The organism is Rhizobium sp. WSM409, assembly GCF_057653825.1.
Genome location: NZ_CM172794.1, coordinates 4,354,773 through 4,375,574, shown reverse-complemented (window position 1 = coordinate 4,375,574; position 20,802 = coordinate 4,354,773). Strand labels below are relative to the sequence as shown.

Annotated in this window: 14 protein-coding genes and 1 pseudogene; 9 read left to right on the top strand and 6 right to left on the bottom strand. The window is 61.3% G+C overall.

What is annotated here, in order from left to right; genetic code table 11:
• Positions 1 to 9: 9 nt before the first annotated feature.
• Positions 10 to 4,785 carry an NAD-glutamate dehydrogenase gene (locus AC25BC_RS21460; RefSeq protein ID WP_012759518.1) on the bottom strand — a complete coding sequence of 1,592 codons (4,776 nt, stop codon included), beginning with the start codon at positions 4,783 to 4,785 and terminating at the stop codon, positions 10 to 12.
• Between the two features lie 274 nt (positions 4,786 to 5,059).
• Between AC25BC_RS21460 and pdxY the strand changes: the two genes are divergently transcribed.
• The 3 genes and pseudogenes from pdxY (at position 5,060) to AC25BC_RS21445 (ending at position 8,364) form a co-directional block, all read left to right on the top strand.
• Positions 5,060 to 5,935 carry a pyridoxal kinase PdxY gene (gene pdxY, locus AC25BC_RS21455; RefSeq protein WP_012759517.1) on the top strand — a complete coding sequence of 292 codons (876 nt, stop codon included), beginning with the start codon at positions 5,060 to 5,062 and terminating at the stop codon, positions 5,933 to 5,935.
• A gap of 71 nt (positions 5,936 to 6,006) precedes the next feature.
• Positions 6,007 to 6,648 carry a carbonic anhydrase gene (locus AC25BC_RS21450; RefSeq protein WP_012759516.1) on the top strand — a complete coding sequence of 214 codons (642 nt, stop codon included), beginning with the start codon at positions 6,007 to 6,009 and terminating at the stop codon, positions 6,646 to 6,648.
• A 96-nt stretch (positions 6,649 to 6,744) separates the two neighbouring features.
• Positions 6,745 to 8,364 (top strand): annotated as a pseudogene (locus tag AC25BC_RS21445) (GGDEF domain-containing protein).
• Positions 8,365 to 8,409: 45 nt separating this feature from the next.
• Here AC25BC_RS21445 and AC25BC_RS21440 read toward each other — a convergent pair.
• The 3 genes from AC25BC_RS21440 to AC25BC_RS21430 form a co-directional block, all read right to left on the bottom strand.
• On the bottom strand, positions 8,410 to 9,231 hold the full coding sequence (locus AC25BC_RS21440) for a lytic murein transglycosylase (protein ID WP_041935703.1): 822 nt from the start codon (positions 9,229 to 9,231) through the stop codon (positions 8,410 to 8,412).
• Positions 9,232 to 9,508: 277 nt separating this feature from the next.
• Complete coding sequence (locus tag AC25BC_RS21435; protein WP_012759513.1) at positions 9,509 to 10,543, bottom strand: aspartate-semialdehyde dehydrogenase; 1,035 nt, start codon at positions 10,541 to 10,543, stop codon at positions 9,509 to 9,511.
• A 111-nt stretch (positions 10,544 to 10,654) separates the two neighbouring features.
• Complete coding sequence (locus AC25BC_RS21430; RefSeq protein ID WP_012759512.1) at positions 10,655 to 10,885, bottom strand: hypothetical protein; 231 nt, start codon at positions 10,883 to 10,885, stop codon at positions 10,655 to 10,657.
• A gap of 68 nt (positions 10,886 to 10,953) precedes the next feature.
• Between AC25BC_RS21430 and AC25BC_RS21425 the strand changes: the two genes are divergently transcribed.
• From AC25BC_RS21425 to AC25BC_RS21405, 5 genes are all read left to right on the top strand, one after another.
• Complete coding sequence (locus tag AC25BC_RS21425) at positions 10,954 to 12,708, top strand: alkaline phosphatase (protein WP_012759511.1); 1,755 nt, start codon at positions 10,954 to 10,956, stop codon at positions 12,706 to 12,708.
• A gap of 95 nt (positions 12,709 to 12,803) precedes the next feature.
• A complete protein-coding gene (locus AC25BC_RS21420; RefSeq protein WP_012759510.1) occupies positions 12,804 to 13,271 on the top strand; it encodes a hypothetical protein in 468 nt (155 codons plus the stop codon).
• Positions 13,272 to 13,277: 6 nt separating this feature from the next.
• Positions 13,278 to 13,970, top strand: a complete 693-nt coding sequence (locus AC25BC_RS21415) for an ABC transporter ATP-binding protein (RefSeq protein WP_012759509.1) — start codon at positions 13,278 to 13,280, stop codon at positions 13,968 to 13,970.
• Positions 13,967 to 15,274: an ABC transporter permease gene (locus AC25BC_RS21410; protein ID WP_128438344.1), complete on the top strand. Its 1,308-nt coding sequence runs from the start codon at positions 13,967 to 13,969 to the stop codon at positions 15,272 to 15,274. Before AC25BC_RS21415 ends, AC25BC_RS21410 begins: the two co-directional genes overlap by 4 nt.
• A gap of 246 nt (positions 15,275 to 15,520) precedes the next feature.
• Positions 15,521 to 17,407: an MFS transporter gene (locus tag AC25BC_RS21405; RefSeq protein ID WP_012759507.1), complete on the top strand. Its 1,887-nt coding sequence runs from the start codon at positions 15,521 to 15,523 to the stop codon at positions 17,405 to 17,407.
• Positions 17,408 to 17,523: 116 nt separating this feature from the next.
• Here the strand turns inward: AC25BC_RS21405 and lpxE are convergent, their stop codons facing one another.
• Both lpxE and leuB read right to left on the bottom strand, forming a co-directional pair.
• Complete coding sequence (lpxE, locus tag AC25BC_RS21400) at positions 17,524 to 18,258, bottom strand: lipid A 1-phosphatase LpxE (protein WP_080518565.1); 735 nt, start codon at positions 18,256 to 18,258, stop codon at positions 17,524 to 17,526.
• Between the two features lie 276 nt (positions 18,259 to 18,534).
• The gene (gene leuB, locus AC25BC_RS21395) at positions 18,535 to 19,647 is read right to left on the bottom strand and encodes a 3-isopropylmalate dehydrogenase (protein WP_012759505.1); all 1,113 of its coding nucleotides are present in this window, start codon (positions 19,645 to 19,647) and stop codon (positions 18,535 to 18,537) included.
• Between the two features lie 165 nt (positions 19,648 to 19,812).
• Between leuB and AC25BC_RS21390 the strand changes: the two genes are divergently transcribed.
• Positions 19,813 to 20,745 (top strand): pyridoxal-phosphate dependent enzyme, encoded by a 933-nt coding sequence (locus AC25BC_RS21390; RefSeq protein ID WP_012759504.1) that lies wholly within the window; start codon positions 19,813 to 19,815, stop codon positions 20,743 to 20,745.
• The last annotated feature ends 57 nt before the right edge of the window (positions 20,746 to 20,802 follow it).

Sequence of the window (20,802 nt, the reverse complement as noted above, 5' to 3'; positions counted from 1 at the left end):
CGGACTGTCTCACCTCGCCCGGTCGCGCGCAAGATCGGTCAGGATACCTGCAGCAACGGTAATACGCGCGAGATTGGGATCGCCGCCGTCGCTGAGGCTTGAAAGCTCCTCGAGGATGCGGTTGATGCGGATGCGATCCTGCGCATGCCAGGCTTGAACGGGAAGCTTCTCCTTGCCGTGATCGGAAAGGGCCGAGATGACGATGTCGCGCCTTGCGCTGGCGATTTGGTCGATGCTGCGGGCAAGCGCCAGATTCTCGTAATGGTCTGAGGTGAGGATCCGCCCGCCCGCCGCCAGCAGCCTGCCGATACGGAAGGTCTGCGACACGGCGATGTAGTTCTCGGCGGCGCGCACCAGCGGTTCACCAGTGCGTTCTGCGATCTGCATGATCTCCGGCACCAGTGCGAAGATCGGGAGGCTGGCGATCTCGGCCGCAAGTTTTTCGGGCAGGCCCGCCTGGCTGTACTCCGCCTGGCGCACGGCGACCTCGCCGGCCACCTGTCCGGCGAAGGCGGTTTTCAGCTTCTTCAGGGCCGCCTGCAGCCGGCTAATCACTTCCGCCATATCGGCCTTGGTCATGCCCGTCTTCAGCAGCAGGCGCGTCAGCACGACAAAGCTGTGGCCGATCTCCTCGTAGATGCGGTTCTGCATCTCGCCTGCTATCTTGCCGTCCAGGGCGTCCGTCTCGGCCCAGAGGCGGGTCAGGTCGAAACCGTCGCGGGCAACGATTGCGGCGCGCACCACTTCCGGTGCCGAAGCTGCCGTCGCGTCCATCATGGCGACGGTGAAGCTTGGTCCGCCACGGTTGATCGCTTCGTTGGCAAGCACGGTCGCGACGATTTCGCGCTTCAGGCGGTGGCTGGTGATATCGCCGGCATTCGACTTCTGCATCTTCACAGGGAAATAATTCAAAAGCGTGGCGATGAAGTAGGGATCGTCCGGCAGATCGCTTGCGGCCAGCGCGTCGAAGAGTACGATCTTGGCATAGGATACCAGCACGCCGATTTCCGGCCGCGTCAGCGGCTTGCCGGCTGTATAGCGTTCGGCCAGGGTCTGGTCGTCCGGCAGCGTCTCGACTTTGCGGTTCAGCTGGCCGGCGCCCTCAAGCACAGTCATGAAGCGGCCAAGCTGCAGACCGTTTGCTGTGCCCTTGCGTTCTGTCAGTGAGATCGCCAGCGACTGCAGGTAGTTGTTGCGCAGCACCAAGGTCGCCACTTCGCCGGTCATCGAAGAAAGAAGCTGGTCGCGCTTCGCACGCGTCAGGCGTCCGTCATGCATGGCGGCTGCCAACGCGATCTTGATATTGACCTCGACGTCCGAGGTGTTGACGCCGGCCGAGTTGTCGATGGCGTCGGAATTGCAGCGCCCGCCCTTGAGACCATAGGCGATGCGGCCCTTCTGGGTGACGCCGAGGTTTGCGCCCTCGCCGATCACCTTGGCGCGCACCTCTGTCGCCGCGACGCGAATCGGGTCGTTGGCGCGGTCGCCGACTTCGGCATCGGTTTCGGACGGCGCTTTCACATAGGTGCCGATGCCGCCGAACCAGAGCAGATCGACCGGGCTCTTCAGGATCGCCGTCATGATCTCGAAGGGCGTGGCCACGGCCTTGTCGATGCCGATCGCGGCAACCGCTTCCGGCGTCAGCGTCACCGATTTCGCTGCGCGCGAAATGATCATTGCACCCTTCGACAGTACGCTCTTGTCGAAATCCTGCCAGCTTGAACGCGGCAGGTCGAAGAGCCGCTGGCGCTCAGTCAGTGTCTTTTCCATATCGGGGTCGGGATCGATGATAATGTCGCGGTGATCGAAGGCGGCAATGAGCCGGATCTTCGGAGAGAGCAGCATGCCGTTGCCGAAGACGTCGCCGGACATGTCGCCGACGCCGGCGACAGTGAAGGGCGTCGTCTGGATATCGATGTCCATCTCGCGGAAATGGCGTTTTGCGGTTTCCCAGGCGCCGCGGGCAGTGATGCCCATCTTCTTGTGGTCGTAACCGGCCGAGCCGCCGGAGGCAAAGGCGTCGTCCAGCCAGAAGCCGGCTTCCTGCGCCAGTGCATTGGCGGTGTCGGAGAAGGTCGCAGTGCCCTTGTCGGCCGCGACGACGAAATAAGGGTCATCACCGTCGAGCCTGACCGTATCCTTCGGCGGCACGATATCGGCGCCTGATATATTGTCGGTGATCGAAAGCAGCGTGCGGATGTAGGTCTTGTAGGCCTCGCGGCCGGCGTTGAAGATCTCGTCACGGCTGCCGCCGACAGGGAGCTTCTTCGGATAGAAACCGCCCTTGGCGCCGACCGGCACGATGACAGCGTTCTTGACCTGCTGCGCCTTGACGAGGCCGAGCACCTCGGTGCGGTAATCCTCGGCGCGATCCGACCAGCGCAGGCCGCCGCGCGCCACTTTGCCGAAGCGCAGGTGCACGCCTTCCACCTCGACGCCGTAGACGAACATCTCGCGGAAGGGTTTCGGCTGCGGCAGCCCGTCGACCAGATGCGGATCAAGCTTGAAGGCCAGCATCGGTTTCGGCGAACCATCCGGGTGCTTCTGGAAATAATTGGTGCGCAGCGTCGCATCGACGATGTTGACGTAGCGGCGCAGGATACGGTCGTCGTCGAGGCTCGGCACGTTGGCAAGCTCGGCCTCGATCGCCTGGTGCAGTTCGGCAAGCTTCTTGACGCGGATCTTCTCCGAAAGCCTGGTGTCGAGCGTGTCATGGAAGAGACGAAAGATAGCGGCGGCGACACCGGGATATTTGTCGAGCGTCGTCGCGATATAATCCTGCGAATAGGCGATGCCGGCCTGGCGGAGATAACGCGCGTAGGCGCGCAGTACGTTCGTCTCGCGCGCCGAGAGCCCGGCCGAAAGGATCAGCCGGTTGAAGCTGTCATTGTCGATCGTGCCGGCGAAGGCGGCGACGAAGCCTTCCTCGAGGGCGGCGCCGTAACGCTGCAGATCGATCTCGCCGCCATTGCGGGCCTCGAGCTCCATATCGTGCAGCACGACGAGTTTCTTTTCTCCATCGGCGGCCGGCACCCCGATGTCGAAAGTGCGTTCACTGACGACATTGAAGCCGAGATTCTCGAGAAGCGGCACGCGGCGCGACAGCGCCAGCTGGCCGCCGGCGTGGAAGATCTTCAAGGAAAGGGTGCGGCCCTGTTCTTGCTGACGATGGTAGAACTGAATGCGAAGCGGCTCGCCGGCGGCGCAGGCCCCGATATCGGCGAGGTCAGCCACGGTTTCTTCCGGCGTGAAGGAATCCTGGAAGGCTTGGTCGACGGATATCTTCGGCGCCTTGGCGCCCGCCAGCGCCTCGAAACGGTCGTCCCAGCGGGCGGTGATTTCGCGGATCACCTGCTCGAGCTTTGCCTGCGGAATGCGTGGCGTCTTGCCGCCCGAGCGGCCGATGATGAAATGCACGCGCGCCACGCCGCCTTCCGGGAAAGCCGGATAATAGGCCGAGACACGGCCGTCGTAGACAGTCTTCAGATAGGTGCCGATCCGTTCGCGGACGATCGAGTCATACTCCTCGCGCGGCACGTAGATGATCACCGAGACGAAGCGGTCGAAATGGTCGATGCGCGGCAGGACGCGGACGCGCGGCCGATCGGCCAAGTCGTTGATCTGTTCGGCAAAACTTGCAAGCAGCGTAGTGTCGATCTGGAAAAGATCGTCGCGCGGATAGGATTCCAGCGTGTTGTCGAGCATGCGGCCGGAATGGCTCATCGGGTCGAAGCCGAAATGTTCCTTCACCTTCTCGATCTTGGAACGCAGCAGCGGGATTTCCGAGGCGAGCGAGGTATAGGCGGTCGAGGTGAAAAGGCCGACGATGCGCAGTTCGCCGGTGACGTTGCCCTCCGCGTCGAAGCGCTTGACGCCGACATAATCCATATAGGCCCGGCGATGGACGATCGATTTCACGTTCGCCTTGGTGACGATCAGGAAGTCCGGGCCGTCGAGGAAGGCAAGGATTTCAGGTGTCGTCGTCACGGCGTCCTTGCCGGTGCGCAGCACCAGTACATCGGGATTGGAAAGGATGCCGAGGCCAGCACCCTTGTCGCGTTCGACCCTGGCATCGGTCCCCTTGCCGGAATAGACGTATTCTCGCATGCCGAGGAACGTGAAATTCTCATCGCGCAGCCAGGTCAGGAAAGCGACGGCCTCGTCGCGATCGGCCTTCTTCCGGCTGGCGCCATTGGCCGCAAGCTCGGCGATCACGCCGTCGATCTTGGAAAGCATCGGCTTCCAGTCGGAAACCGACAGGCGGACCTGTTCGAGGACTTTTTCGATACGTTTCACGAGATCGGCGGCCTGGGCGGAATTGAGCGGCGCGACATGAAGCTGGATATGGCTGACGCGGTTGACCGGATCGCTTGGGTGATCGGCGGAATAGTGCGCCGGCGCCTTGCCCTTTTCCATGATCAGGATGGGATGCACGGCCATGAACAGGTCGCGATAGGTGCTCGTGACTTCGCCCATGACCGATTCAAACAGAAAAGGCATGTTCTGGTCGGTGACTGAAAGCACCGAAACCGCGATGCCACCGGGCGTTACATCGGCAATGGTGTCGATGCTGACGCGAGGCGCCTTGCCGTTCCAGGCGTCGAGTTCCTTTGCCGAATGCACGGCGGAGAGTGCCAGCATTTCCGGCGTGTAGAGCTCGAGATCGTCATTGCTTGCCCGGCCGAAGAGAATTTCCGGATCGAGATGCGCCTCACCCGTCGCTTTGGCGATCTTGCGCGCGCTTTCGACCTGCTTTTCCCGTTTCGGATTGTTTCTGGCAGCCATGGATCGCCTCCCTCAATGTCTGATTTTTCGCAAGCTAGCAGAAGATTCCTCGAAAAAATCTCTAAAAGAGCGGTCCGAAGAGATGTTTTGGTGATTTTTGATGCTTGAAACGAGAGATTTTTAGAGATTTTCCGCTCTCGTCGCCATTCGAAAGGGAAGCCCGTCTGTGGTTCTTTTCGTTCTGCCGCACATTTCCATGCTCGCATGAAGAATGGTTGACAGCGTGGCGTCAAAAAGATCATCAACGGCGATCGTCATTCGGATATCGAGTATCATGTCGGAAAATGCAGCGGGCGCAGTCATCGTCATTTCCAGCCATGTTGTGCGTGGCTCGGTCGGAAACCGGGCAGCCGTCTTTGCTTTGGAGACGCTCGGTCATCCGGTCTGGGCCATGCCGACCATCGTGCTTCCCTGGCATCCCGGCCACGGCCGCTCGACGCGACTGACTTTTGCGGAAGCGGATTTCGACGCGGCGATCGACGACCTGATCCGCGCACCCTGGATCGGCGAAGTCAAGGCGGTGCTTTCGGGCTATTTCGGCAATGCTGCCCAGGCGCGCTCCGTCGCCCGGCTGATCGGTGCGCTCCGGCAAAACAATCCCGAGCTGCTGTATGTCTGCGATCCCGTCATGGGCGATCTCGGCGGCCTTTATGTGCCGGAAGCGACTGCAGAGGCCATTCGCGATCATCTTATTCCGCTTGCCTCGCTCGCGACGCCGAACCGGTACGAGCTCGCATGGCTTTCGGGGGCGGCGCTGGAAGACAACAGCACGATCATGGAGGCGGCGCTCGCGCTCGGACCATCGCGCATGCTCGTCACTTCAGCCGTTCCGATGATGGCAGGCGGTACCGGCAATCTTTATCTTTCCGGTCGCCACGCGCTTCTTGCCGAGCACCGTGTCGTCGAAAACCCGCCGAATGGTCTAGGCGACCTACTTGCCGCCGTCTTCCTGTCGCGCCTGCTTTCCGGGCTCGAGGACGAAAAGGCGCTGCAACTTGCCACGGCCAGCGTCTTCGAGGTGCTTGCGCGGGCCGTCAAGCGCGGCAGCAACGAGTTAATGCTGGCGAGCGATGCTTCCAGCCTTTCGACGCCGATGGCCATGGTGCAGATGCGCCGGCTCGTGCACCCGGCGCAGCGACGGAAAAAGTGACCCATCTGCCAATATGTTCATTTTGCGGTGCAGCAGTTGATCTTGTCGTCCGCGCGCGCTAATCCAGAAGCATGCAGCGTTTTCCAAACCCTCTTCTGGACGGCTATCGCAACTTCATGAACGGGCGCTATTCCGACGCCCGCGACAGGTATCGGCAGCTTGCCGAAAATGGTCAAAGTCCCCATACGCTTGTCATTGCCTGTTCGGATTCTCGCGCGGCACCGGAGCTGATCTTCGATGCCGGCCCGGGCGAGCTCTTCGTCATTCGCAACGTTGCCAACATGGTCCCGCCCTACGAGCCGGATGGCCATTTTCATTCGACGTCGGCCGCACTCGAATTTGCCGTGCAGGTGCTGAAGGTCTCGGATATCGTCGTGATGGGTCACGGCCGCTGCGGCGGCATCCGTTCAGCGCTCGATCCGAATGCCGAGCCATTGTCGCCCGGCGATTTCATCGGCCGCTGGATGTCGCTGGTCAAACCTGCCGCCGAGCAGATCCAGAGCAACGACGTGATGACGGCCGCCGAGCGGCAGACGGCGCTGGAGCGTGTCTCCATCCGCAATTCGATCAACAATCTCAGAAGCTTTCCCGACATCAAGGCGCTCGAGGAAGCGGGAAACCTGCATCTCCACGGCGCCTGGTTCGACATTTCGACTGGTGAACTCTGGGTCATGGACGCCGAGACACGCGACTTCATTCGTCCCGAAATCTAGGGACATGCCGGTTTATCAGTTTTTTAAGGATTGTTGTTAAGCTCGCCGTCAATTGGTCGCGCACGACCGACGTTTTGATCACCGTGGCGATTGGCGATGAAGTTCGAAACCATTAAAAAGGTTATCCTGGCCGCCATCATGCTGCCCTTCGTCTTCATGCTCATTGAAGGCGTCGTCGTCATACGTTCTTCGGTCAATCATTACTGGAACCTCGAAAAGGACCGGCAGTTCGCCGATGTGCTTGCCCGTGGCGGGTCGATCGCCGCCACGGAGATTCTGACTGAAATTGGCGCCACCCGCCGCTACCTCGCAGATCCCAGCGACATGACTGCTATCGACATGCAGCAAAGCCGGGTGACGCTCGATCGCGAACGCCGCGCTTTTTATGCCAGCCTGCCCTCCCGCGAGGCGCTCGACGAGGGGCTCGTCGGCGAATTATCGATTCTCAGCCTTGCCTACAGCCGTATCGTCGCGGCGCGCAGCGCCGTCGACCAGGGCCGTTATGCCGGCAGCGATCCCGGTTCCATTTACTGGTATGCGGCTCTCAAGCAGCTTGCCGTCGTCGATGCGCTTTCACCGCTGATCAGCGATCCGGTGCTGCTTGAGAAATCCAACCAGCTGATGGGCATCCTGCTGACCTATTACGGCGAAAGGCTGATCACCGGGATCGGCACCCGTTATCTCAACTAGGGGGTTTCCGCCAGATTGCCGGTCGAGCTCTTCGTGCAGGGCAAGGTCATGCTCGGCGAGGGCATGGATCACATGGTTTTCCATTCCTCCGCGCCGGTCGTGCGCAACATCGTCGCTTATCTTGGCAGCGCCAGCCAGGTAAAGGCGAATGCGATCACCGATGCCATTCTCGCCGGAGCGCGGCCGACACGCGCGGTGCATGACGTCTGGGCCGCCGCGCAGAGCGAGCGCATGAGCTTCCTGCAGCAGAGGATGATCGAGGCCGCACAGGATATTCACGAGACCGGCGAAAACCTGTCGACGCGCTCGCACATACACCTGACGCGGATCCTGGCGCTGTGTGCCGGCCTGCTGATTCTCGCCACATTGGTGCTGCTGCTGGCGGCAAAGGGCCTTCGCCTGATCGACCGACTGACCCAGGATCGGGAGACGCTGGTCGGCGAGCTGCGCAGCGCCGCCCAGACCGATCTTCTGACCGGGCTTTACAACAGGCGCGGCTTCGAGGTCGCCGCATCCGCACTTCTCACACAGGCCGAGCACGGATCACGCTGGATTTCCGTCGTGCTCTTCGACCTCGATCATTTCAAGAAGATCAACGACGTTCACGGGCATGACGCCGGCGATGCTGTGCTCCGGCATGTCGCGGGCGTCGCGCGTAAGAATTTTCGTTCCTTCGATCTGCTGGTGCGCCATGGCGGCGAGGAGTTCCTGGCGCTTCTGCCGGATTCGACGCCTGACGATGCTGCAATCGTTGCCGAGCGTGTGCGGCTGGCGATCGAGGCGGCGGAAATCCCCCTGCCGAGCGGCGATGTTCTCAAGGTGACGGCAAGTTTCGGATGCGCCGGACGGGCAAATGAAGCCACCAACCGGAACTTCGAGGATCTGGTCAAACGCGCCGACCTGGCGCTTTACGCCGCCAAGGCCTCCGGCCGCAACTGCGTCGTCTCGGGACCGACCCTGCCGGCCCCGGCCCAGGAGGAGCGACGCAAGGCGGTGTCGGGCGGTGGCTTTGATTCCCGCATATGAAAAACGCCGCATATCGCAGCGGCGTTTTGGCGTATTCAGTCGAGCTTATTTGCCGTCGATCTGCTGACCGATATAGGCGATCGCCTGCTGGTAGACGCTGGCGGCGTTCCAGCCCTGGATGGCGACGAAATTCGGCTCTCCCGGCTGATAGCCGGCGCCGGCGCGCCAGCCGTGGCCCTTGAGGAAATTCGCCGTTGAGGCCAGTGCATCGGCGCGGGAACCGACCATGTCGACGCGGCCGTCGCCGTCGCCGTCGGCGCCGAAGCGCACGACATTACGCGGCAGAAACTGCGTCTGGCCGATTTCACCATGGGCAGCGCCCTTGGCCTGTGGGCTCAGATAACCCTCGGAGACGAGCTGGAGTGCTGCATAGAGCTGGTCGGTGAAATAGTCCGAGCGACGGCAGTCATAGGCAAGGGTCGAAACAGCCGATAGCGTATGCTGGTTGCCCATATAGCTGCCGAAACCGGTCTCCATGCCCCAGATGGCAACCAGCGGGCCGGCCGGAACGCCGAAACGGCGCTCGATCGAGGCAAAAAGCGCCTTATTGGCTGCCTTCATGCTGCGGCCGCGGGAGATGACCGTGGCACCGCCGCGCTTCTGCATAAAAGCGTCGAAGGAGAGCTTGAAGCTCTTCTGGCCGCGGTCGGCGGCGATCGTCGGTCTGTTGTAATTGACGTTGGCGAAGGCGCGGTCGAGGACCGAGCGGCTGACGCCGTTTGCCGCCGCTTCCTGCTTGAAGTCGGCGACCCATGCACCGAAACCGCTGCTATTATTGCCGCATTGAGCGCCCTGGGCCGCTGCCGGCAACGCGTGGAGGACGCCCGCCGCCGTAAACGCCGCCAGAAAAAATGTTGTCATGCGCATGAGAAACCCCGCTCCGGTCTGCTGAAGCGCGCCGCGGCCGATCGAGGCCATGCGACGCGCTCAAAGTCTTCATTCTGTTCATGTCGCTGTCCCGAACCGCTGCACGGTTTTGGACGGCATGCTTTGGCTTGATGCCGGGCAGAATGCCAGCCGAAGGCGATCTTGTCACGATCACCTTTTTCAGCCAGCGCTTATGGACAGAAGCGTCCACAATTCGGCAAAAAGCCCTGCCTTCATCATCAGCAGGGCTTTAGCATATTATGGTTTACAAATGGTATCAGGCAGCCTGCTTGCGCGGCTTGACGAGACCACGATTGACGAGCAGCTCGGCGATCTGGATGGCGTTCAACGCAGCGCCCTTGCGCAGATTGTCGGAAACTACCCAGATGTTGAGGCCGTTTTCGACCGTCGCATCCTCGCGGATGCGCGAGATGTAGGTCGCATCCTCGCCGGCGGATTCATATGGCGTGATGTAGCCGCCATCCTCGCGCTTGTCGATGACGAGGCAGCCCGGTGCATCGCGCAGGATGTCGCGGGCCTGGTCGGCGGTGATCTCGTTTTCGAATTCGATGTTGACCGATTCCGAATGACCGATGAAAACCGGCACGCGCACCGCGGTGCAGGTCACCTTGATCTTCGGGTCGAGCATCTTCTTCGTCTCGGCCAGCACCTTCCACTCTTCCTTGGTGTAGCCGTCCTCCATGAAGACGTCGATGTGCGGGATGACATTAAAGGCAATACGCTTGGTGAACTTCTTGTTCTCGATCGGATCGGCGACGAAGACGGCGCGCGTCTGGTTGAACAGCTCGTCCATGCCGTCTTTGCCGGCGCCGGAAACCGACTGGTAGGTCGAGATGACGACGCGCTTGATCTTGGCGAAGTCGTGCAACGGCTTCAGCGCCACCACCAGCTGGGCGGTCGAGCAATTCGGATTGGCGATGATGTTGCGCTTGGTGAACTGGCTGATCGCATCCGGGTTCACTTCCGGCACGATCAGCGGCACGTCGGCGTCGTAGCGCCAAGCCGAGGAATTGTCGATGACGATGCAGCCCTGCTGGCCGATCTTCGGCGAGAACTTCTTGGAGACCTCGCCGCCGGCCGACATCAGGCAGATGTCGGTATCGGAGAAATCGTAATTCTCCAGATTGGAGACCTTCAGCGTCCGGTCACCGTAGGAAACCTCGGTGCCCTGCGAACGCGAGGAGGCGAGTGCCACGACCTCATCGGCGGGGAAGCCTCGCTCGGAGAGGATATTGAGCATCTCCCGGCCAACATTTCCGGTCGCTCCTGCAACTGCTACTTTGAAACCCATTTCTCAAGCTCTCTTTCTCTTCGCTCCTCTTGTCCGGTGAGGGGAAAGGCGCGATTAATCGCGTCTTCCTGTCCCCAGCCGAGCCGGGGAGAGAGCGGCAGGCCAGAGACGTCAGACGGTTTTCGTCGTCGTTTTGGCCTTGGTTTTGGCAGAAACCGGAACGGCAATGTCCACCCCGGCAACTCGTGCCCGGTCATTGCATTCGGCAATGGCGTGTTCGTCGCGAACCATGGAGATTCCTTTTCCGAAGTTGCTCTTAGAAGGTTTTCCACAGGAGTCAAGGTTTTTGCGCTTTGAGCCGGCAGGCGAAAGCAGCGCCGCAATGCTGCGACGTTTTGTCATGCCGCTGTCATCCTCGGGAGGTATCCCGACCCGGTTGTTAATGTCTGCAACGAAAACGGGGGTTTTCCATGCGTACGCTTCTTGCCGCCTTTGCGGCTACCACCATCCTTGCGGGCGCTGCTCAGGCGACGACGGTCTATCCGCTTGATCGCGCGACGATCCTTGCCGGTTCACCGTTCGATTTCAAGGTCGAGCTCAACAAGCAGGTCAAGCCCGAAGACGTGAAGATCACGGTCAACGGCCAGGACTACAAGACCGTGCTTGGGGGCGAGGCGCAGTTCGTCGAACTGGAAAAGGGCAAGGACGACAAGGCTCTCGGCTCCGCTATCCTGCTGCGCGGCCTGAAGATTTCGGCTCCGGGCGACTACAAGATCGAAGTCGCTGCCGGCGACGAAACGAAGTCCGTCACCTGGAAAGTTTACGAAACAGCCGCCCAGCCGAAGGCCAAGAACATCATCTTCCTGCTGGGTGACGGGCTTTCCGTTGCGCATCGCACCGCTGCCCGCATCATGTCCAAGGGCATGACCGAAGGTAAGGCGAATGGCCGCCTGAATATGGACGATCTCGAGCGTATGGCTTTTATCGGCACGTCGGCGACGAATGCCGTCGATACGGACTCAGCCAACACCATGTCGGCCTACATGACGGGTCACAAGACGGCCGTCAACGCGATCGGCGTTTACGCGGACCGTACGCCGGCCTCCCTCGATGATCCGCGTGTTGAAACCTTCGCAGAAGCCGTTCGCCGCCTGACCAAGAAGTCGATCGGTATCGTTGCAACGGCCGAGGTCGAAGACGCCACGCCGGCTGCGGTCGTTGCTCACACCCGCAACCGCAACGACAAGGCCGACGTCGTCGGCATGCTGCTTGACGTCAAGCCGGAAGTCCTCCTTGGCGGCGGCTCGGCCTATTTCCTCGGCAAGGAAGTCGCCGGTTCCAAGCGCAAGGACAATCAGGACTACATCAAGCAGTTTCAGGATGCCGGCTATAAGCTTGCCACCGACAAGAACGAGCTCGCAGCCAATGCATCGGCTGAAGGCAATCTCCTCGGTCTCTTCCACACCGGCAATATGGACGTCACGCTTGATCGCGAGTTCCTGAAGAAGGGCACCGTCGACAAGTTCCCGAACCAGCCGGGCCTCGTCGCCATGACCAAGGTTGCGCTCGACCGCCTCTCGAAGAATCCTGATGGCTTCTTCTTGATGGTCGAAGGCTCCTCGATCGACAAAATGTCCCATCCGCTCGATTGGGATCGTGCCGTCTACGAAACCATCGAATTCGACCAGGCCATCGGCGTTGCCCGCGAATTCCAGAAGGCCCATCCGGAGACGCTGATCGTCGTCACCGGCGACCATACGCACGGCGTATCCATCATCGGTACTGTCGATGATGAAAAGCCGGGCACGGACATGCGCGAAAAGGTCGGGACCTATGCCGAAGCCGGCTTCCCGAACTACAAGGACGAAAACGGCGACGGCTATCCCGATAAGGTCGACGTCAGCCGCCGCCTGTTCCTGAGTGCCAACAATGGCCCCGATCACTACGAGACCTTCCGTCCGAAGCTCGGTGGTCCGTTCGTTCCGGCTGTCCAGAACGAAAAGAAGGAATATGTCGCCAACGAGCAGTATAAGGATGTTCCCGGCGCGGTCTTCGTTCAGGGCAATATTCCGAAGAGCGGCGATAGTGGCGTCCACGCCGTCGATGACGTCGTTCTGCAATCGGCTGGGCCGGGCGCCGAAGGCTTCCATGGTTACATGGAACAGAGCGACGTCTATCGCGTGCTCGCCGACACCTTCGCTCTCGGCGCCGAGCAGACGAACTGATCTGCGGATCCGGCCAGGCCTGTTGCCGGCCTGGCCTCTTTTATCGATCAAGTCCCGGCCGTTCAGCGGCCGGGATTTCATTCTTGGAGATCGCCATGGAAAAGCTCCCTTCGCTGTATCTCAGCCGCCGCGGCCTGATCGGCACCATCGGCACGCTGGCCTTGGCCGCTGTTGCGCGCCCGAGTTCTGCTGCGGATTCCTTGATCAGCTTCGATGAACTTTACGGCAAGTTCGGCGTGCTCGGCCTCGAATTCTCCGACAAGGTGAAGCGCCTTGCCGGCGAAGGGATCAGCATGGAAGGTTTCATGGCGCCGCCATTGAAAGCCGAGGCCCAGTTCTTCGTGCTCACCGAGGTGCCGATGTCGCTCTGCCCCTTCTGTTCCTCGGATGCGGACTGGCCGGACAATATCGTCGTCGTCTATCTCGGCGAGAAGCAGACCTTCGTGCAGTCGCGCCAGACGATCGAAGTGCGTGGGACGCTTGAATACGGTTCGTGGACGGATCCGGAGACAGGCTTCGTCAGCCTGCTGCGGATCCGCCAGGCCGAATATTCCGTCGTCTGAACCGATATGCTCGCTCTCGATATCGAAAACCTGACCGTTGCCTTCCCGGGCCTGTCCTCGCCGGCACTGGCGATCGGCCGCCTGTCGATCGATGCCGGCAGCAGGGTCGCCATTACAGGCGCTTCCGGCTCCGGAAAGAGCACCTTCGTCAATATTGTTGCCGGGCTGGAGCGGACACGGCAAGGCCGCATCCGCTGGAACGGCGAGGATATCGCGGGTTTTTCAGAAAGCCGGCGCGACCGGTTCCGTGCCGCCAATATCGGCCTGGTCATGCAGGAGTTTCATCTCTTTGCCGGCCTGTCGGCGCTGGAGAACGTACTCCTGCCGGCGCGGCTTGCCGGCGCTGCCACGGCTGATGTCATCGAGCGGGCGCATGCGCTTTTGAGCACGGTCGGTCTTTCCCGCCCCGGCCAGAAAATCGAAACCATGTCGCGCGGCGAGATGCAGCGCGTGGCGATCGGCCGAGCACTGCTGCGCAAGCCCGGCGTCATCATCGCCGACGAGCCGACCGCAAGCCTCGATGCCCAAAGCGGCGAGGCGGTCGGCGATCTCATCCTCGATCTGGCCATTGCCGAAGGCAGCACGCTGATCGTCATTTCACACGACCACCGCTTGGCCAGCCGCCTCGACCGGCGCATCACCTTCGGTTCCGGCCGGATCCGCGAAGATTCCGCGGCAACGGCGGGAGAAGCTGCATGATCTGCTTCATCCTTTCCGATCTTCGTCGCCTCTGGGTGGGATCGCTGGTGGTCGTGCTGCTGGTGGCGCTTGCGACCGCGCTTGGCGTTTCTGTCGTCCTGCAGGAGCGGGCGCTTCGTCTCGGCAGCGCACGCGCTGCCGACAAGTTCGATCTTGTCATCGGCGCCGGCGGCAGCGAGACGCAGCTCGTGCTGTCCTCCGTCTTCCTGCAGCCCTCGCCTTTGCCGCTGATGCCAGGCGAAGTGCTGGGCAAGCTTGCCGCGGATCCACGGGTCGATTGGGCAGCTCCGATCGGCTTTGGCGATTCCTTCTCCGGCTATCCGATCGTCGGCACGACGACCATGCTGGCGCAGAACCTGTCCGGCGGCTTGGCCGAAGGCGAGATTTTCTCACACGAGGGCGAAGCCGTGATCGGCGCGGCCGTCAAGCTGTCGCTCGGCGGCGAGATCAAGCCGATGCACGGGTCGCTGGAAGAGGGCGGAGAGACCCATACAGAGCTTGTCTATCATATCGCCGGCCGCTTGCGGCCGACCGGCACCGCCTGGGACCGGGCGATTCTCGTTCCCATCCAGGCCGTCTGGCACATCCATGGCATGGAGGCGGAGGAACATGCGGAAGACGGTGAGCACGAGCATGAAGCGGCGTCCGGAGCGGATAACGCTGAACCTGCTCATGCGCCTGAGAAAGCCGGCGCTGACCACGATGGGCATGAGCATCACGGCGAGGCCGATCCGGATGCCGCGCTTGATGAGAGCTGGACTGCGGGCGCTCCAGGCCTTCCCGCCATTCTGGTCAAGCCGAAGACGATTGCCGATGCCTACAAGCTGCGGCAGGACTATCGTAGCGGCAATACCGTCGCCGTTTTTCCCGGCGAGGTGCTGACCAATCTCTACGCCACGCTCGGCGACGCCAAACAGATCCTCGTCGCGGTCGCCTCCGGCGCGCAGGCTCTCGTCGCAGCCTCGCTGGTGCTGGTCACGGTCATCCATATCGGCCAGCGCCGTCGGCAGATCGGCGCGCTGAGGGCCTTCGGCGCCCCGCGCGGGGCGATTTTCGGCATCGTCTGGCTGGAATTCTTCTTCCTGATGGCGGTCGGCATCGCCCTCGGATTCGTACTCGGTTATGCCGCGGCTCTCATCTTGTCCGGCATGTTTTCGCAAACGAGCGGGGTCGCGATGCCGGTCGGCTTCGCCCGTGAAGACGCCTGGCTTGCGGCAGTGCTGCTTGCCTTTGCCACAATTCTCGCTGCGCTGCCGGCAGTGCTCGCCTATCGGCAATCGCCGGCGCAGGCGCTGAGAGCGTAACGGGTCCACATCACAAACCGCGTGAAACCTGCTTCGAAAGCTCCGGCAGCGCAATCCTCGCGGGCGGCGGCGGGCCTGATACGCATGAGAACCGCGCGTCATTCTTAGACTAAAGTCATAATCCGAAAGCCTCTCTCTTTTTGATCTGTCGTTTCTGGCACACTCCCGTCAGGCGTGTCGCGGCCAGGGGTATGCTTTGAGGAGAGTAGGTCGCGCGCGTGATCATCACTCTGTGGAGGACAGACAATGGCAAATGTCGCAAGCATCGACGGCGCAAAGGCCGGTCCGATGACCGGTGAGGAGAAGAAGGTCATCTTCGCCTCTTCGCTCGGCACCGTTTTCGAATGGTACGATTTCTATCTCTATGGTTCGCTCGCCACCTATATCGGCGCGACCTATTTCACCCAATATCCCGAGGCAACGCGTAACATCTTCACGTTGCTCGCCTTTGCCGCCGGCTTCCTGGTGCGCCCCTTCGGCGCGCTGGTGTTCGGCCGTCTCGGCGATCTCGTCGGCCGTAAATACACCTTCCTGATGACGATCATGATCATGGGTCTGTCGACCTTCCTCGTCGGCATCCTGCCGGGTGCCGCCACGATCGGTATCGCAGCCCCGATCATCCTGATCGCGCTCCGTCTGCTCCAGGGTCTGGCGCTGGGCGGTGAATATGGCGGCGCGGCCACCTATGTCGCCGAACATGCGCCGAACGGGCGCCGCGGCTACTTCACCTCGTGGATCCAGACGACGGCAACGCTCGGCCTGTTCCTGTCGCTGATCGTCATCGTCCTGGTTCAATATCTGATGGGTGCGGCTCAGTTTGCCGCCTGGGGCTGGCGCATTCCGTTCCTGGTCTCGGTCGTCCTGCTCGGCATTTCCGTCTGGATCCGCCTGAGGATGAACGAATCGCCGGCGTTCCAGCGGATGAAGGCAGAAGGCAAAGGCTCCAAGGCGCCGCTGACCGAGGCCTTCGGGACGTGGAAAAATGCCAAGATCGCGATCATCGCGCTGCTCGGCGCCACCATGGGCCAGGCGGTCGTCTGGTACGGCGGCCAGTTCTATGCGCTGTTCTTCCTGCAGAACGTGCTGAAGGTGGACCTGTTTTCGGCCAATGTCATGGTGGCCATCGCACTTCTCCTCGGCACGCCCTTCTTCGTCATCTTCGGCGGTCTCTCCGACAAGATTGGCCGCAAGCCGATCATCATGGCAGGCCTTTTCATTGCGGCGGTGACCTATAATCCGCTGTTCAAGGCGATGACCTGGACGGCGAACCCGGCGCTTGCCGAAGCGCAGGCTTCGATTCGGGCAACGGTGACGGCCGATCCGGCTGATTGCAGGTTCCAGTTCAACCCGACCGGGACGACGAAGTTCACCAGTTCCTGCGACGTGGCAACGGCGTTCCTGACCAGGAACTCGGTGCCTTACGACGTTGTGCCCGGTACCGCCGGACAGCCGGCAACGGTGAAGGTCGGCAACGCGACGATCCCAAGCTTCGACGTCGTCGCTGCCGGCGACAAGGCGAAGGGGATGACCGCCGCCTTCGAAAAGAGCGTCAACATCGCGCTCCACGATGCCGGCTATCCGCTGAACCGCGGCGCCGTCAAGGTGCCGGATGCCAAGCTCGACGCCTTCATCGCAGCCAATCCCGAGCTGTCGCTCAACGCCGATGCCGTGCGCGCCGGCGAGAAGGAAACCGTGCCTGCGGCCAAGCTGGTCGAGACCAAGCTGCTGACCGCGGATGAGGCCAATGGCGTCACCGACATGACGGTCTACAATATCGCCAATGGCGGCACCTTCGCCATGGTCGCCGATCCGGCTCGCGTTAACTGGATCGGCACGATCGCCGTGCTGTTCGTCCTTGTCTTCTATGTGACGATGGTCTACGGCCCGATCGCCGCTCTGCTGGTCGAGCTTTTCCCGACCCGCATCCGCTATACCGGCATGTCGCTGCCCTATCACATTGGCAACGGCTGGTTCGGTGGCCTGCTTCCGGCGACGGCCTTCGCGATGAGCGCTGCCGCGGGCGATATCTACTACGGTCTCTGGTACCCGATCGTCTTTGCGACGATCACGCTGGTGATCGGCTTGATCTTCCTGCCGGAAACGAAGAACAGGGATATCCACGCCATGGATTGAGCGGCGGATTGAGCCAATCCTTGCTTAGAAAAGGCCCGGCGCACAAGGCGCCGGGCTTTTGCATATTACAGCGCCGCGCGTCTTTTCGGACGCAAAGGACGCTGTAACATTTTGAATCATGCAGTGCGAAACAGCCGCTTCGAGAGCGGCCAGCCATCCGGCGCCAGCTTGAAGAGCAAGCCGCAGCGGGCAAAGACGATCGCCGTCAGCAGCGAGAACCAGGCGCCGAAGGCAAGGCCGGCGATGACGTCGCTCGGATAATGGGCGCCGACCATGACACGCGTCATGGCGAGCCAGATGGCGCAGGCTATGAAGGCAACACGGTAGCGTGGAAACAGCAGGGCGAAGGCGGCGAAGAAGGCGCCGACCGTGGTGGAATGGCCGGACGGGAAACTTTCGAAAGCGGAATGGCCCGAAAAGGGCGTGAAGGAAAACATACCGTAGTCATGGAAATGATCGGGACGTGCCCTGCCGATCGCCCGCTTCAGCAGATTGGCGAGAAGCCCGGAGAAGACGACCGTGATGAAGAGATAAGCGCCGATCCAGCTGACATAGAGCGCCTGCGCCTTGGAGCGCGCTGTCTTCACAAGCTTGTAGCCTGCCCGGCCCTGAAAGAACAGCAGGATGCTGGTGTAGATCAGCCAGGCGGAATCGCCGAAACCGGTCAGCATTTCGCCGAGGTGCTTCACCGGTGCAGGAGCCTTGCTGGCGCCGATCGGTGCATCGAAGAGCAGCATGGAAAGGATCACGGCATTCAGCGTGATGAAAAGGCAGGTCTGCCAGCGCAAAGGCGGCATGCCGGCATTGCTCCGGTGCCAGCGCCTGTTTAGGGAAGCCCAAAATGCCCGCATTCCGTCGTCCGTTCGAATTTTGCTCTAGAGCGCCGCGCGTCCAACAGGATGCACTAAGGACGCTCTATCACTTTGAATTGGCGCACAATGCTTTCCGAACATCGATTCCGATTTCGAGGTTATGCACTGGTTAAAATCCGGCGCGAAAATACACGAGATTGTGGCCGAGGATAGTCTGCTTGGGATAATTCGACCGAGCCGATAGGGCTCGCGGTCTTGAGAAAAAAGCCCTCCGCAAGAATCCTGCGAAGGGCCGGAACTGTTTCACGTGAAATATCAGGCGGAAAGCGTCTTGAACTCGGCGAGGATCGCGTCGCCCATCTCGATGGTGCCGACCTGCCTTGCACCATCGGCCATGATGTCACCGGTGCGGATGCCCTTGTCGAGCACGTTGGCGATCGCCTTTTCCAGATCGTCGGCTTCCTTCACCAGATTGAAGGAGTAGCGCAGGCACATGGCGAAGGAGGCGATCATGGCGATCGGATTGGCGATACCCTTGCCGGCGATGTCAGGGGCCGAGCCGTGCACCGGCTCGTAAAGCGCCTTGCGCTTGCCGGTCTTGCCGTCAGGCGCGCCGAGCGAGGCCGATGGCAACATGCCGAGCGAACCGGTCAGCATGGCGGCGACGTCGGAGAGCATGTCGCCGAAGAGATTGTCGGTGACGATCACGTCGAACTGTTTGGGCTGGCGCACCAGTTGCATGCCGCCGGCATCGGCCAGCATGTGTTCGAGCTGGACGTCGGAATATTTCGCCTTATGCGTTTCGGTCACCACCTGGTTCCAGAGCACGCCCGACTTCATGACGTTGCGCTTTTCCATGGAGCAGACGCGATTCTGCCGCGTGCGGGCCATTTCGAAGGCGACGCCGGCGATGCGCTCGATCTCGTAGGTATCGTAGACTTGCGTGTCGATGCCGCGCTTCTGGCCGTTGCCGAGGTCGATGATTTCCTTCGGCTCGCCGAAATAGACGCCGCCCGTCAGCTCGCGGATGATGAGGATATCGAGGCCTTCGACCAGCTCCGGCTTCAGCGACGATGCCGCAGCAAGGGCCGGATAGCAAATGGCGGGGCGCAGGTTTGCGAAGAGCTGCAGATCCTTGCGCAGGCGCAGCAGGCCGGCTTCCGGGCGCACTTCATAAGGCACGCTATCCCATTTCGGGCCGCCGACGGCGCCGAACAGAACGGCATCGGCGGCAATCGCCTTCTGCATGTCGGCTTCCGAGATCGCAGCGCCATGCGCATCATAGGCGCAACCGCCGACAAGGCCTTCGTCGGTGACAAAACCGGCATTCATCGCCTCGTTCATATAGGCGATGATCTTGCGGACCTCGCCCATGGCCTCGGGACCGATGCCGTCACCCGGCAGCAGGAAAAGATTGCGCGCTGTCATGAAACCCTCCTGGGAAAAACAAGTTGCGGTTTCTTAGACCCCGGAATTGGGCATTTCAAGCGACAGAAGCGGTGAATCGGTACGCTTCGCTCTGAGCAGTGACGGTTGCTCCTGCGTCCGCAAACGGATTAAACGGTTACCCTATCTTTATCCTGGATGGTTCCCATGCCTTTCGTACCTCTCCATCTCGACACGCCCTTGGTTCAGACGGCACCTGGCTATAGCGCCAGCGGCAAACCTCTCTGGCTGAAGCTCGATGCTCTGCAGCCTTCCGGCAGCTTCAAGCTGCGCGGCGTCGGCCGGCTTTGCCAGCACGAGGTGGAAAATGGGGCGCGCGAGATCTTCTGCGCTTCCGGCGGCAATGCCGGCATTGCCGCGGCTTATGCCGGCCGGGCGCTCGGTGTGCCGGTCACGATCGTCGTGCCGGAGACGACGGCGGCCGATGTCCGGCAGACGATTGCCGCAACGGGTGCGAATGTCCTCGTTCATGGTTCGGTTTTCGATGAGGCCAATGCTCATGCAGTCGAACTCGCCCGGAGCCGCAAGGCAACCTATGTTCACCCCTTCGACCATCCGCTTCTGTGGGATGGCCATGCCACGCTGATCGACGAGGTGGTGGCGAAGGGGGCAAAATTCGATTGCGTCATCACCAGCGTCGGTGGCGGCGGGCTGCTTGCCGGCATTGTCGAGGGATTGAAGCGCAACGGGCTTTCCGATGTGCCTGTTATCGCCGTCGAAACGGAGGGGGCGGCCTCGCTGAACGCCAGCCTCAAGGCGAATGAGCGTATCACCCTTCCCGCCATTACTTCGATTGCCAATTCGCTCGGGGCGCGGCAGGTGGCGCAGCATGTCTTCGACTTGCCGAAGCAGCATCCGATCGAAAGTGTTGTCGTCAGCGACGCCGATGCCGTTGCCGCCTGCCTGAAATTTGCTGATGCGCAGCGCATTCTGGTCGAGCCGGCTTGCGGTGCGGCCCTTGCGGTTGCCGATGTACATGCCGGGCTGCTTCAGCGCTTCGATAATCCGCTTATCGAAGTCTGCGGCGGCATCGGCGTGTCGCTCGAAAAACTCAGGGGCTGGAAAGAAAAATTTCTTTGACCCAACCAAAGAAAAAGCCGGGCGAAAGGCCCGGCTTGATCGGTAACCGATTGGATA